Annotated in this window: 14 protein-coding genes and 1 tRNA gene; 11 read left to right on the top strand and 4 right to left on the bottom strand. The window is 35.5% G+C overall.

Annotated elements, in window-relative coordinates; translation table 11 throughout:
- Positions 1 to 23: 23 nt before the first annotated feature.
- The 7 genes from Q0W26_RS09405 (at position 24) to Q0W26_RS09375 (ending at position 4433) form a co-directional block, all read left to right on the top strand.
- Positions 24 to 245, top strand: a complete 222-nt coding sequence (locus tag Q0W26_RS09405; protein ID WP_292808846.1) for a 50S ribosomal protein L14e — start codon at positions 24 to 26, stop codon at positions 243 to 245.
- A gap of 71 nt (positions 246 to 316) precedes the next feature.
- Entirely contained in the window at positions 317 to 1282 is a 966-nt protein-coding gene (locus tag Q0W26_RS09400; RefSeq protein ID WP_298524379.1) for an RNA-guided pseudouridylation complex pseudouridine synthase subunit Cbf5, read from the top strand.
- A gap of 171 nt (positions 1283 to 1453) precedes the next feature.
- Positions 1454 to 1906, top strand: a complete 453-nt coding sequence (locus Q0W26_RS09395) for a hypothetical protein (protein WP_298524377.1) — start codon at positions 1454 to 1456, stop codon at positions 1904 to 1906.
- Between the two features lie 409 nt (positions 1907 to 2315).
- Entirely contained in the window at positions 2316 to 3524 is a 1209-nt protein-coding gene (locus tag Q0W26_RS09390; RefSeq protein ID WP_298524374.1) for an Ig-like domain-containing protein, read from the top strand.
- 163 nt (positions 3525 to 3687) lie between these two features.
- Positions 3688 to 3828, top strand: coding sequence for a hypothetical protein (locus Q0W26_RS09385; RefSeq protein ID WP_298524371.1), 141 nt, complete (start codon positions 3688 to 3690; stop codon positions 3826 to 3828).
- Positions 3804 to 4223 carry an N-acetyltransferase gene (locus tag Q0W26_RS09380; protein WP_298524367.1) on the top strand — a complete coding sequence of 140 codons (420 nt, stop codon included), beginning with the start codon at positions 3804 to 3806 and terminating at the stop codon, positions 4221 to 4223. The genes Q0W26_RS09385 and Q0W26_RS09380 overlap by 25 nt, the downstream gene beginning before the upstream one ends.
- A 66-nt stretch (positions 4224 to 4289) precedes the next feature.
- On the top strand, positions 4290 to 4433 hold the full coding sequence (locus tag Q0W26_RS09375) for a hypothetical protein (protein WP_298524364.1): 144 nt from the start codon (positions 4290 to 4292) through the stop codon (positions 4431 to 4433).
- Positions 4434 to 4817: 384 nt separating this feature from the next.
- Here Q0W26_RS09375 and Q0W26_RS09370 read toward each other — a convergent pair whose 3' ends face one another.
- Positions 4818 to 5408: a stage II sporulation protein M gene (locus tag Q0W26_RS09370; RefSeq protein WP_298524361.1), complete on the bottom strand. Its 591-nt coding sequence runs from the start codon at positions 5406 to 5408 to the stop codon at positions 4818 to 4820.
- A 262-nt stretch (positions 5409 to 5670) separates the two neighbouring features.
- Here Q0W26_RS09370 and Q0W26_RS09365 point away from each other — a divergent pair, with 262 nt between their 5' ends.
- Both Q0W26_RS09365 and Q0W26_RS09360 read left to right on the top strand, forming a co-directional pair.
- On the top strand, positions 5671 to 6354 hold the full coding sequence (locus tag Q0W26_RS09365) for a TIGR00266 family protein (RefSeq protein ID WP_298524358.1): 684 nt from the start codon (positions 5671 to 5673) through the stop codon (positions 6352 to 6354).
- 260 nt (positions 6355 to 6614) lie between these two features.
- Entirely contained in the window at positions 6615 to 8972 is a 2358-nt protein-coding gene (locus tag Q0W26_RS09360) for a carboxypeptidase-like regulatory domain-containing protein (protein ID WP_298524356.1), read from the top strand.
- A 657-nt stretch (positions 8973 to 9629) separates the two neighbouring features.
- Here Q0W26_RS09360 and Q0W26_RS09355 read toward each other — a convergent pair.
- The 3 genes from Q0W26_RS09355 to Q0W26_RS09345 all read right to left on the bottom strand — a co-directional run bounded on the left by Q0W26_RS09355 (position 9630) and on the right by Q0W26_RS09345 (position 13261).
- The gene (locus Q0W26_RS09355; RefSeq protein WP_298524352.1) at positions 9630 to 11420 is read right to left on the bottom strand and encodes a DUF2207 domain-containing protein; all 1791 of its coding nucleotides are present in this window, start codon (positions 11418 to 11420) and stop codon (positions 9630 to 9632) included.
- Between the two features lie 15 nt (positions 11421 to 11435).
- Positions 11436 to 11987 (bottom strand): LemA family protein, encoded by a 552-nt coding sequence (locus tag Q0W26_RS09350; RefSeq protein WP_298524350.1) that lies wholly within the window; start codon positions 11985 to 11987, stop codon positions 11436 to 11438.
- 146 nt (positions 11988 to 12133) lie between these two features.
- Positions 12134 to 13261: an RNA-guided endonuclease TnpB family protein gene (locus tag Q0W26_RS09345; RefSeq protein ID WP_298524347.1), complete on the bottom strand. Its 1128-nt coding sequence runs from the start codon at positions 13259 to 13261 to the stop codon at positions 12134 to 12136.
- Between the two features lie 368 nt (positions 13262 to 13629).
- Here Q0W26_RS09345 and Q0W26_RS09340 point away from each other — a divergent pair.
- Together Q0W26_RS09340 and Q0W26_RS09335 are read left to right on the top strand one after the other, a co-directional pair.
- Positions 13630 to 13714, top strand: a tRNA-Ser gene (locus Q0W26_RS09340).
- A 191-nt stretch (positions 13715 to 13905) separates the two neighbouring features.
- The coding region (locus Q0W26_RS09335) for a 30S ribosomal protein S13 (protein ID WP_298524344.1) at positions 13906 to 14323 on the top strand (418 nt) is incomplete at its 3' end.

The following is a 14323-nucleotide window of genomic DNA, read 5'->3' as shown; positions in this document are numbered from 1 at the left end:
TTCAAACATTAAAGGTGATATAAATGGCATCAATCGAAGTAGGTAGAGTATGTGTAAAAATCGCCGGTAGAGAAGCTGGCGAAAAATGTGCAATCGTTGAAATTATCGATGAAAACTTTGTGGAAGTTGTTGGTGAAGCAGTCAAAAACAGAAGATGTAACATTGCTCACTTAGAACCAACCGAAGAAACTATCGACGTTTCCGGTGACATTGACTCTATTAAAGCAGCTTTAGCTGACTTATAGATTCAAAAATGAATAATTGAAAATATTATTCATACTTTTTTTTATTTACTATTTTTTTTAAGGTTTTTTTCATGAAGTTTGACATGGTTACAAAATCCAAGAGCTTTACAAATCCGGAATTCGGATGCAAGCCTGAAGAACGTGAAATTGAAGAATACATTTCCAAAGGCGTAATTAACTTGGATAAGCCATCAGGTCCGACATCTCATGAAATAGACTCCTGGGTTAAACGCATTTTAAACTTGGAAAAATCAGGCCACGGTGGTACACTTGATCCGAAGGTTACAGGAATTCTTCCGGTAGGTTTGGATGATGCTACCCGTGCAATACAACTGCTTTTGACAGCTCCAAAGGAGTATGTGTGCCTTTTGACATTCCATCAGGACGTTGATGAGGATAGAATCCGCGAAGTCTTTGCTGAATTCACCGGCAAGATTTTCCAGTTGCCTCCTGTCAAGTCCGCCGTAAAGCGTGAAATGAGAACCCGTAACATCTACTATTCCACAATCTATGAAATTGAAGGAAGAGATGTGCTTTTTAGAATAGGCTGTGAAGCGGGAACATATGTGAGAACCTACTGCCACAATATCGGTGAGGCATTGGGTGTCGGAGCGCATATGGCAGAACTCAGAAGGACACAGGTAGGTTCTTTCAATGAGAAAAATCATCTGGTTACACTTCAGGATGTAACTGACGCATATCATTTCTGGAAGGAAGACGGTGATGAATCATTCCTTCGTGATGCAATAATGCCGATGGAAAGGGCCGCAGATTACCTTCCGAAAATCGTAATCAAGGATTCAGCAGTGGATGCGGTTTGCCATGGTGCAGACCTTGCTTGTGGTGGAATTTCCAGTCTGGCAGACAACATTCAAAAGAACGATATTGTAGCAATCGAGACTCTAAAAGGGGAATTGGTTGGTGCCGGCCGTTCATTGTTGACTTCAAATGAAATTCTTGAAGCGGATTCTGGTTTTGCAGTTAATGTTTCTAAAGTATTGATGAAACCAGACACTTATCCAAGATTCTGGAAGTAAACAGGGTCCATTTTTTTTAAAAACTTCTGTTTTTAGTTTAATAGCTTAATAGAAATCTATATATATCGTTAAATCTATTTTTAAAGAATTATTTTAGAAATTAGATTTTTATGGAGGATATTAAGTTGTTAAACAGGAAATTCGTGATAATGGCTATTTTTTCTTGTAGGTTTGCTTGCTATATCTGCTGTAAGTGCAAGTGATTTAAATGCTACTGGTGATTTTGTAAGTGAAGTAGTCATGGATGATGATTTAGAAATAGTTCAAGAAGATATTGTATCAACAACACATGTTGTGGAGGGCAATACATTTGATGATATTCAAATTGCAATCGATAATTCTGTCTCTGGAGATATAATTGAACTTTCAGGGAATTATACTGGAAATGGTAAGGTTATTAATGTTGATAAAAAATTGAACATTGTTGGAAAAGGAGTAGCAATCCTTGATGCTCAAATGAATTCCTCAAAAATTATTTCCATACTTTCTGATGGTGTAATAATATCAAATTTGACATTTGTTAATAGTAATCTTCATGGAATATATAGTGAGAGTTATAGTATTAATTCTTTATATTCGCAATCTTATGAGTTTCAATGCAATGGATGTACATTTAATAAATAATAAACGAGCAGTTCATCATCTCTTTCTCATAATAATGGTATTGATTACGATAATCCAATAAATTCATGTCTCAATTGTACTTTTATTAACAACACCTTTGTGCAATTAGTGGTTGTAATGCAATTGGTTGTATTTTTATCAATAATTCAAATGATGATGGTTTAGGCGCAATCTCTGGGGGAGGATATGTCAAAAATTGTATTTTCAGTAATAATTTAAGGTCTTCTGGTGTAGTTAAAATCCAGGGGATATTATAAATTCTACTTTTATTGATAATCATGTTAATAACGATGGAGGCGCAATTAATTTTAATTATGGTAATTGTAATGCTGTAAATTGTACTTTTATCAATAATTCTGCGGGAGGATCTGGAGGTGCAATTTATTATAGTTATAATGGTTGCAATATTGTGAATTGTACGTTTGTCAATAATTCTGCAGGAGCAAATGGTGGTGCTATTTGCGGTGGTGATGCTGTGAATTGTACTTTTGAGGGTAATTATGCTCTATCTGGCGGTGCAATGTATAATGAATATAAATCAAAAGCAATTAAGTGTATTTTTATTGATAATAAAGCATCCTTTGGTAAGGATGTATATGGAAACATTACAAAACAAGATTGCAAATTTAAGTATATTAGAATTAAAGCGGAGAATATAACAGGATATTACGGCAATTCTTTGGTGTTTTATGTTATAATAACCAATGATTATGTTGTAGTGCCTAATGTTAATGTTAAAATAAGTGTTAATGGTAAAAATTATACTATTAAAACCGATAATGTTGGTTGGGCAGGGATTGATTTAAATTTGCCTGTTGGAAATTATAATGTAACTTCAAGTTATGATAAAGTTTCAATCACTTCAAGAATAAGTGTTAAATCAACCATGGCAGTTAATGATGTTATTGGGGAATATTTGAAAACTAAAGTTAATGCCATTGTTGATGAGGATTATTTAATTCCTGATCTTAAAATTGATTTTAAAGTTGGCAATGTTGTTTATCCTGCAAAAATTGTTGATGGTGTTGCAACTGCTAATATTGATTTGGATGCGGGTAATTATACTGTAACTACCATAAACACTGTTAATAATGAGCAAAAACAGTTTAACTTGGTGATTAATAAGGCAAGTTCTGCAGTTAGTTTGGCCGCAGCTCAAAGCAATGGGGTATCCACTTTAACTGCTATATTAACACCTGCGAGCGCTACTGATAATGTGATTTTAAGCATCAACGGTGAAAATAAGACTGCAGCAATTAAAAGTGGCAAGGCCACATTAACACTTGATGATTTGGTTCCTGGCAATTACACCGCAATTGCAAGCTATAATGGTGACAATAACCTGATGTGTCCAAAAATAACAGCCAAGGCAAAGACATTCAAAAAATCAGTCAAAACCAAAAAGTACACTGTAAAATTGAATGTCAACCAAAAGGTTAAAGTTGCCGTTAAAGTCAACAAGAAAACATACTATGCCTACACCAATGCCAAAGGTCAGGCAACATTCAAAATCACCAAACTGACAAAAAAGGGCAAATACACAGCAACAGTCAGCTCCACAGCCAACAAATGTTATAACAAGGCAAAATCAGTAAACGTTAAAATTACAATTAAGTAGATTTTCCAATCTACTTACACTTTTCTTTTTTTAATCCATAGTGGAATATTGCTTTTTTTAAAGAATAATAATAGTAAAGTTTATATATCATGTTTTTCTGAGAGCAATTTTACGTAATGGCTTCAACAAGCTTTATATATTTCTTAAATCATATTTAACAACCATGTATATTGAAGATATTAAAAATAATTATTATATTGTTAAATTAAATGAAAAACATGATTTAAATGATTTTTCATGTGGATTGGATGATATGGATGACTTTTTAAAAATGATGCATTGGACCAGCAAGAGGATAACTTGAATGTTACTTATCTTGCCAAGTATCATGAAGAAATTATAGGATTTTTCTCTTTACTTTCAGATATCATCAAATTGAAAGATATTGAAAATGAATATGACTTGCCTTATAGCACATGTCCTGCTGTAAAAATAGGTAGGCTAGCTGTAAACGAAAAGTATAATTCATTGGGGTTAGGTACAGTACTTTTGGATAATACCTGTTATCAAATTAAAAGGATTTCTGATATACTGGGCGTTCGTTTCATTACTGTTGATGCATATTGTAATGTTCGTGGTTTTTATTATAAAAATGAATTTAACCATCTAAAAATTCATAATGAGAAAAAATTAAGGCGCAGTGCCGAAAGAAATCCTTATTTAACAGTTCCACTGTATAAAGATTTAAAAAGAATATGAATTTGGAAAAATTTTATATAATATCATGATGAAAAATATTAATAATTAGATTAAGAGGTAATTCAAATGGCAAAAGCGATAGCACCAACACCAACATTAAAAGGAAAAGACACCAAAAGCTTTTTAGAAGAAATGAAAAGGCCTAACAATAGAAAAGAAAATCAAATAAAACAAAGAATCAACAATAGTAGGCATGTTGATTTCTTTTAAATTTTAATTTTTTACTTTTCATTCATTTTTTTTTAAATCTCAGGAAGTTGGGTGATTCCGCCCTTAACTTATCCAAGATTCTGGAAGTAAATTATTGCTCTGAATATGTCTTGATGATTTAAAATTTACTTAAAAATAGACTATGCAGTAGTTAATGAATGTTTAAATTATAATTGTCCTATTTTTCAAAGATTAAACATTTAAAACAAAGAAAGGAAGTTGGAGTGTTAGATGATGTAACACTCATGCTCCAATATGTTTTAAATCGTTGGCATTGTTGAATTCCTTCAAATTCTTTTCAAGCACACTTGCCTTTGTTAGTATTTTAAAAAGTTCGGATTTCAATCCCTGCCATGAACTTTTGCATGAAATTCGTTTCAGATATTATAATCCGAAATACCCTGTCACTATCATTGGAGTAATGTGTGCTTCGATAATGGCAGCTATTCCCAAAAGGACAATCATCACGATTAGAATAGTCATCATATCTCTCAAATCCGTATTATGCTCTTTGAGGGTATTTTTGATATTTCTGTTTTTGATGATTTTGATTTCCAGCAGGGTTATTTTAAATGCAATTGCAAGTGCCAATGCTCCTGCGAAATATTCAATGACCCCATGAGGCAGAATGCTTACCATGGCATATGGAAAATCAATTCCAAATAGGATTCCAATAGAAATCCCGTTGAATATCACCAGTATTACTGAGATGATCGAGAAGAATACTCCTCCAATGACGGTAAACAGATCTGCAGTAAAGTTGTGGATGAAAAGGTCAACGGCACTAATTTTCATGTCGTCAGTATCGTTTTTCACTGGTTGGGAACTCAGTGCATCTGATATGGTATTATATTTGCCGTTAGCATTTAAATATGCAATGCCTGCGCCTGCAAGGGCGCTGACAAGCATGATGGCCACTGCAATCAATATTATCTTTTTGTTTCTGTTGACAAATCCGTCTTCTGTAATTTTCATAGTATTAGTTAGTAAATTGATGTTTAAATAATTCTGCTTTTTCCTTTGACTGTAGGTTTTTCATGGTTTCATACAGTGCCGTATTTTGGAGATAATCATAAATGATAACCGTAATTATTATCTTTTCAAGGAAATCCTATTTAAAATTATTACTATTTTTAGAATGCTTATCTTAAAAGGCGAATCCGTAAAAATGATTTAAAAATGTTTATTTATCATTAAATTATAATCTTAAATATACAACTTAATTAGGTGATATTTAATGGAATATGAAATTACTGGCGGTTCATTTCCTGTTGTAATCTGCACATTACAACAAGGGGAAACCATGAAAAACGAAACAGGGGCAATGGCATACATGACTTCAGGCATGAACATGGATACCAATACCGGAGGAGGACTTCTGAAAGGTCTTGGAAGAGCATTGTCTGGAGATACTATATTTTTAAACTTCTTCACTGCACAAAATGACGGTGAACAGGTTGCATTTTCAGCATGCACTCCTGGAAAAATCATGCCTATCAGATTGGACGGATCAAACACAATCATCGGTCAGAAAAATGCGTTTCTAGCTGCTGAAAATAGCGTTGATGTTGACATCCACTTCAGAAACAAGTTAGGAAGTGGAATCTTCGGTGGTGAAGGTTTCATTCTTCAAAAATTCTCAGGAACAGGTATGGTATTTCTGGAAATCGACGGGGAAGTCATTGAAAAGGATTTGGCTCCTGGAGAAAAGTTATTGGTCGATCCGGGACATGTTGCAGCAATGGAAGAGACAGTTGACTTTGACATTGAAAGGGTAAAAGGCGCTAAAAACATACTCTTCGGTGAAGGACTGTTCTTCTCAAGAGTGACTGGACCTGGAAAAGTATGGATACAAACCATGCCGATATCCAAATTGGCCGAAGCGATAATTCCATTCATCCCACAAAATAATGACAGTTGAATGTATGTCATTATTGAAGGTTTTTACATTGCATTAATTAAAAAGTTTATTTTTCCAAATAAACTTTTTTCAACTTTTTTTTTAAGATATCTTATTTCAAGATATATTTTAGGCATTTTTCAAGAGTCATTTGATTTAAAAGACAGATTTGATTTATTTTCATGTCTTTTCTCTTTTTATTTTTCTTTTTTTGTAGTAAATAATATATACTCTTTTTTTCATAAATAAATATCAATACAAAATGTAGGAGTTTCGAAACTTTGCTAAATAAAAAGGTCATTTTGATTTCAATATTGCTTGTAGCGATTCTGTCTGTCTCCTTTGTTAGCGCATCCGATAACGTTACAAGTGATGAAAATACTGATTATTTAGCTAGTGCTATAAACGAATCGGACGTTTTATCGGACAGCCAAAAAACGTTTGCCGAGTTAGATAGGTTGATTAATGACAATTCCAATACAAGAATCAATCTTGACAACGATTATAAATTCTCAATCTCCACGGATTCCGCTTTGACTGACGGTATTCTCATCAACAGATCCATCAGTATTTATGGTAACGGCCATACTATCGATGCGAACAATCAGGCAAGAATATTCAATGTGACAAGTTATGTGAACTTCTACAATGTCTTTTTCATTAATGCCAATGCCGACAGCGGTTCTGCAATCACCGGAATCAACTATTATGTTTCCGGATGTTCGTTCATAAACAATCACGCAGATAAAATGGGCGGTGCAATGGTTGGAGGATTTGCCCAAAGCTCCACTTTCAGGCAAAATTCCGCAGGTCGCTGGGGAGGTGCAGTCTATAAGGGAAGTATTGAGGACTGCACATTCATTGCCAATTCAGCAGAGCAGGGTGGAGCGTTATATGACACTTATGCAACTGTTTCAAGATTCATAAATAATACTGCAGGATTGTATGGTGGGGCCATGTACGGCAATTCCGTAGGATATTCTGTTTTCACAGGAAACACTGCAAAATCTCATGCGGGAGCAGTGTTTAATGCATATGTGCTTAAGTGTAATTTTACACGTAATTCAGCTCCTAATGGTGGTGCATTGGGTGGGGAATCGTATTCCGCTCAAAACTGCATATTCGAGGAAAACACTGCTGATGATGGTGGTGCAATGTATGGAGGAGATGCATATGACTGCATCTTCAAAAATAACCAGGCCCATCAGGGAGGAGCCAAGTTTTCAGGTTCTGCAGTTTCCTGCATTTTTGACAGCAACAAAGCTGTTTCCAATGGTGGAGCAATCATGGAAACCTATGCTGTAACATGCAACTTCACATACAACACTGCAATCAATGGAGGTGCAATGTATCAGAATTCTGCTAAGAACTCAATTTTCATGTTCAACTCAGCAGTAAACGGAGGGGCAATATCCAATGGTTATTCTGATTCATGCAAATTCTACAACAATACTGCTACCAGTCATGGAGGGGCTGTTAATGAAGGAGGATCAGATTCCTCTGATTTCAGATACAACCATGCGGTTAACGGAGGCGCGGTATGGGGTTCTACCGGTGGATCAATGTATGTTTATGCATCTACGTTCATAAGCAACACTGCCGATGAATATGGTGGTGCAATATATGAAACTGCGGCCATCGGATGTCTGTTTTCAAAAAACACTGCAAAATATGGTGGTGCCCTTGCTTTGGGTTCAGCTTCAAAATGTACATTCAGAAACAATGTCGCAAAGGTTACCGGTGGAGTCAGATACAACTCATATGTTGCAGATACTGTTGAATGTGTCGGTAATCTTCCGGAATTCAAGATATATGTTTCAGATTTCACAGGAATTGAAGGTTTCGGTGGTGACATTAACATCAAGATGTATGACAATCCGAACTATCCGGTCACAGGAGTCAACGCAACAATCAAGCTGTACAACTCCAAAAACAAGCTGATTAAAACCGAAATATCAGAAGTGGGTTATAACTGGTTTATCAATTTGGCGGCAGGCAAGTACAAGGCAGTAATCACTGTCGACGATGCAGATTTGTTTGAAGTGGATTCAGTTAAGGTGTCAATAACCATCAAGAAATCCTCATTCATCTATGCAGCTAATGTGGTCACCAATTACCGGGCGGGAAAACTGCTGATTATCAACCTGCACGATTCAGCTGGAAAGGTCATCAAATATGCAAAAATAAGTGTCAAGCTCAATGGTGCGACAAAATCATATACCACTGATGAAAACGGTCAGATAATGGTTGCAACTAAGTCACTTGCTCCGGGAACCTATTCTGCAGAAATAACCTACAGCGGAAGTGATACATATATGAAATCCACTGCTGTGGCAAAAGTGACTGTCAATAAGCTGACTCCGAAATTAACGGCTGCTAAAGCCACACTCAAACTTAAGGATAAGACTAAAAAATACACTGTTACATTAAAAAACAATAAGAAGGTGGTCATGAAAAGCACTAAAGTGACAATCACCGTAAATAAGAAAACCTATTCCGTCAAAACAAACTCTAAAGGCCAGGCCATCTTCAAACTGACCAAGTTAACCAAAAAGGGAACATATAGTGCCACTGTAAAATATGCCGGAAGCAGCATATACAAACCTGTAAGCAAAAAGGTCAAGATTACCATTAAATAATTTTGAATGTAGCTATTTTTAAATTGGTATTTGCTTTGTTGTCATTGATTATTTTAATGGAATTTTTCGTTTAGATTAATTTGTTGTAACCAAATGTTGTTTTGTTCTCATTGCTGATATATCAACACATTTTAGTTTTGCAGTTTCATCTGCCTGATGTCTGGTGGTAATGTCGTTTTCACATTAGCATTCGTGTTTTTGATGTCTGTTGGTATGTGGGTTTTACATTAACGTTTGTGTTTTTAAATTGGTGTTGTTGATGTGGGGTTTGTTTTTTGTGTGTTGTTTTTCACATTAACATTAACGTTTCACATTTTTGGTGCTGATTTTATTTGGGGATATATATATCAAATGCTTTCAGTTTTTAGGTTTGTTTTTTTTGAAATTGCCGTCGTTAATGTCGTTTTCACATTAACGTTGGTGTTTTTGATGTCTGGTGGTAATGTGGTTTTACATTAACGTTTGTGTTTTTAAATTGGTGTTGTTGATGTGGGGTTTGTTTTTTGTGTGTTGTTTTTCACATTAACATTAACGTTTTGCATTTTCTGTTTTGATTTGATTTGGGGATATATATCAAATGCTTTAAGAATTTCGCTTTGATTTTGAAAATGACGGTCGTTAATGTGGATTTTTTAAAAAAGAAATGAAATGAAGAAGCTAAAATGCTCCTCCACCCCCTCCACCAGATCCTCCTCCGAGGCCTCCGAAACCGCCTGCATCGGATGAAGAAGGATTTGCAGCTGTTTGGCCGGTTTCAAACGCATGATGCATCATATAATATCCTCCGTAGTGGTGGTAGAGGAATATGTCGTCATCATAGTCTGAAATGTTTTTCTCTTGAAGTTTCATGGCTTTGTAGACATTATCGGCAACTCCAAGGGCAGTACCGTAAATCAGGTACTTTTTCCAAACGACTACTGATTCTGGAGGGTGTTCGTTAATTAAACTGTTGTCCTCTAGGAATTTCTTGAAGTTTTTCCATTTGAGATAGTATTCTCTTCCCATTCTGGTCCATTGTCCGAATATGTCTTCCGGAAGCATTATAACAATAAATGAGAATATTGCAAGAACGATTCCACCACCTATGGCAAAGACTCCGTTCGGAAGATTTGTGAACAGTCCTAATATGAAAATGATTATTCCGACAATCAGTCCTAAAATGGAAAGTTTCTTCATGAATTTGGATCCTTTGGCATTGAAATAATTTTTGAGATTCTCGCTGTCCAGATATTCATGTTTCACGTCCTGCTGCCATACCTGAAATTCCTCCATGAAGAGTTTGGCGTTGGATTCATATGACAAATCGGCATTCAGTCCTGAAAGGTTGACGATGTTTTCGTCATCTGCAAACATGGCAAGTATGTCCATGACGGTATGTTCATGGATGGCCAGATTGACGTCACTGTTCCGGTCCAGTTTTAAGAAGAGCTCGTTCATGTCGGTGTTTTCATCTGTTTTTGTTATGAGTTTGATGACTTTTTTATCGATTAGGTTCAGTATTGTGGCCTCGAATCCTTTCATGTTGGGTGTTCCTATGTCATATGAGTTGTCAATCAGTGCATTGACGACTGCTGGAGGGTCATTTGTAGGCAGTTCCCTTTCATAGATGCCGTCATAGTCCACTTTAGGCTCTCTGCCGTATCTGAGATAGACCAGTCCACCAACAATCGGGCTGATTAGGGACAGGAGTCCAAGCACGATGTAGGATGTGTTCCAGAATGTCCTTCCGTTGACGCTGCTGTCCAGATTATGGATTATGTTTTCCCTGCCGTTTTCATTTACATGCTTTGCATAGGTCGCATTATCGAAATCGGTTATAGGCATAAGCACGAGCAGCTCATAGAATTCCCCTTTAGGTATTGGTGTTGAGGTCAGTGTTATTGTATTTCCTGAGATGTAGCTTGTGGAGTTGTATTCCTGCGGATTCAGGTAATATTCGTTGCTTGAATTTCCAGGAAGGTGCACGATTGCGCTTACAGCATCGCATCCGACATCCCAATCATCTCCCCAAAGTTTGTACTGGAGTCCTCCGACATCATTGAAGAGTGTAACTGTGTTTTTCATGTCATAGCTGATGTAGACATACACTTCACAGTCGGATATCTTTTGGGTATGCTCCTCATCGGCATAGAGATAGATTTTCAGATGCTTCTTTCCGTCTTCGTCACTTTCCTTCAAAACAGGATATGCTCCTGTGGCCGTGACGTTAATGTTGTCTATGCTTTCCCCTTCCTTTAGGGGGATGTCACGGTATACTCCGTTAAATGTTCCCTGGAATGTATAATCATATATTTCATCTACATGAAGCAGGCCGTTACTTTCAACTGTCAGTTCAAGAAATGCCTGATTGATGGTATAGCTCTTGTCATCGTCTGCAGACACGACTGCTATCGCTGAAAACAGCACGACCAATAATAAAATTATACAAAATGTCTTTTTAACATTCATATAATTGCACCGGACTTAAAATTTAACTTCAGGAACTTCCATTTCACTTTCTGGAGCTTGGAAAAAGTCAGCTTCCTTAAATCCGAACATCCTTGCAAAGATGCTGCTTGGGAATTGTTGGCATGCATTGTTGTATTTTAAGACAACGTCGTTGTAGAACTGTCTTGAATATGAAATCTTGTCTTCGGTTTCAGTCAGTTCGCTTTGAAGCTGCTGGAAATTGGAATTTGCTTTGAGTTCAGGGTAGTTTTCAGCAACCGCAAAGAGTGATTTCAATGCTCCTGTCAGCTGGTTGTCAGCAGCGCTTGCCTCAGCAATGTTTGATGCGTTCATGACACTGCTTCTGGCTGCTGTTACCTTTTCAAAGACTTCCTTTTCATGGCTTGCATAGCCTTTTACTGTTTCCACGAGGTTTGGAATCAAATCGTTTCTTCTTTTGAGTTGAACTTCGATTTGTGAGTAGCTGTTTTTCACTCGGTTTCTGAGATCTACCAGATTGTTGTATAAATGTACTATTGTAACCACTACGAAAATTATTAAAATTATTACAATTATCCACATTAACATTTTATCACCTTAGACTTTTACTTAATGTTTGTACTCTTTTTGTAAAAAATATTCTTGGGCAGTTATGCTCTTGTGAGCATAAGAATTTACCAAGCTATCCCCCGTTGTCTTACGGGTTCATAATTATAAAATATATTTATTTTTATTTATGATATTAATTTTTTTCCTTCTTTTAGTATGTTTTTTGCTGCGTTGATGTCTCTGTGGTGTGTTATTCCACAGAGTGGACAGGTCCATTTGCGCATTTCTAGTGTTAAATCTTTGTATTGGTATCCGCAACGGTTGCATGTTTGGCTGGAAGGATAAAATCGATTGATTTGTACGAATTTTTTTCCGTACCATTCGGCTTTGTATTTGATCATCCGTACTAGTTTGTACAGGTTTATTCTTTGTAATTTTGGTGACCATTTTTTGTTTTTAAACATTCCTTTGACGTTTAGATTTTCCATTGATATTATGTCGTAGTTTGTTACTAGTTTTTTGCTTATTTTGTGGTATTTGTCTTTGATTTTGTTGTTTCTTTTGTTTAGCCATTTATGGTATGTTTTTAGTACTTTTTTGTAGTTTTCACTCATGTATTCTTTTCTTGATAATTTTTTCTGGTATTTTTTAATCATTTCCTCCTCTTTTTTTATGTCCAGTTGTTCTATTTCTTTGCCGTTGGAGAGTATTGCTAGTTTTTTGAATCCTAAATCAATACCAATATTTTCACCGGTTTTTTCCAGTTCTTCAACGTTTGTGGTTATGTTAACTACTGCGTAGTATTTTCCGTTTTCTCTTTTAACAGTTACATTGTTAATTTTTGAATTTTTCAGGAGTTTACGGTACTCTTTACTGGTATGGTAGTGTACATAACCTATTTTTGCTAAACGTATTCTTTTATTTGTAACACGAATGTTGTTTCCGTTTTTTTGTATCCTGAAAGATTGTTTAGGATTTCTTCTGGATTTAAACTTGGGATAACCATTGCCATATTTAAAGAACCTGTTAAATGCTTGTACTTGGTCACGGAAAACCTGCTGCTGGCTTGTGGACTCACCCTCACGCAAAAATGGAAATTCCACCTTCAACATCTTCAACATCATATTAAAATTCCTTATATTCGCATTTAAAGGATAACCATGAAACTGAAATTGTTTACGCAAACGATTATACTGGGAAAGAAGCTGATTCCATATAAAACGAGCATTTCCCATATTCTGCTCCAAAATACCTGCCATCTCATCATCCGGAAGAAGCTCCAACACCAAACCCTTCTTAACAACCTTAACCATAAAAAACCACACCTCTCCAAAATGCATATCAAATCTAAAAAAATATGTCCCTAAAGCAATAGAATCAAATGTTCAAAGCCATACTTTTTCAAATTGAAACTACAAAGAATAATATTAACTCTATATAACTTATCATTTTTCCAAGAGCATTTGAAAACTATTCCCAACATCATAAAAATACAGATTCCTACCGAAAATATATAAACAAATGGGTAAAACTTTTAGTATTATACTATAATATCAAAAAGGATTATTTTTTCAAAAAAAATCTCATTTAAGCAATAACTTTATATATGGGTAAGGTTATATATTATTTTATCATATTGTACTAGTCAATATGATGTGCAAGTATTGCAGACTACTATTATGCCGAGATAGTCTAGCCTGGTAAGGCGCGAGACTGGAAATCTCGTGGGCGTTCAGCCCTCCTGGGTTCAAATCCCAGTCTCGGCGTTTATTAGTTTTTAACTTAGTTTTTTAATTTATTTTCACTATTAAAATACTTGTTAAACTGATATTTTTTTGCACTCTTAGTTTGCATGAACTAAGTTTTAAATTGTTGAAAGAACTGTGTTTTGAAATTCAAAACATTCGAATCTATATTTTACGTCTCGTAGGTTCGCTCTATAAACGGAGGTTATTTAATGGAAGACGATTTTAAGCATTTAGTGCGTATTTCAAGAAAGGATGTAGATGGTAACAAAACCATCGAGCACGCTTTAACTGACATTAAAGGTGTTGGAATATCTTTATCTAAAACTATGTGCCGTACTTTAGACTTAGATTTAGACTCTAAAATTGGATACATTGCTGACGAAGATGTTTTAAAAATTGAAGAAATTTTGGAAAACCCACAGAAATTTGACATTCCTGCATGGATGTTAAACCGTAGGGAAGACTATGTCACTGGTGAAGACATTCACTTAATCGAATCTGATCTTGACATGACCTTAAGGGATGATTTGAACAGAATGAAAAAGACCAGAAGTTACAAAGGTAGAAGACACGAAGTTGGTTTACCTGTTAGAGGTCAAAGAACCAAATCTACTTTCAGAAAAAGTT

This window comes from uncultured Methanobrevibacter sp., assembly GCF_947169325.1.
Taxonomy (GTDB): Archaea; Methanobacteriota; Methanobacteria; order Methanobacteriales; family Methanobacteriaceae; genus Methanocatella.
Note: the sequence above shows the minus strand (reverse complement) of the source record. Positions and strands in the feature narration are given on the sequence as shown.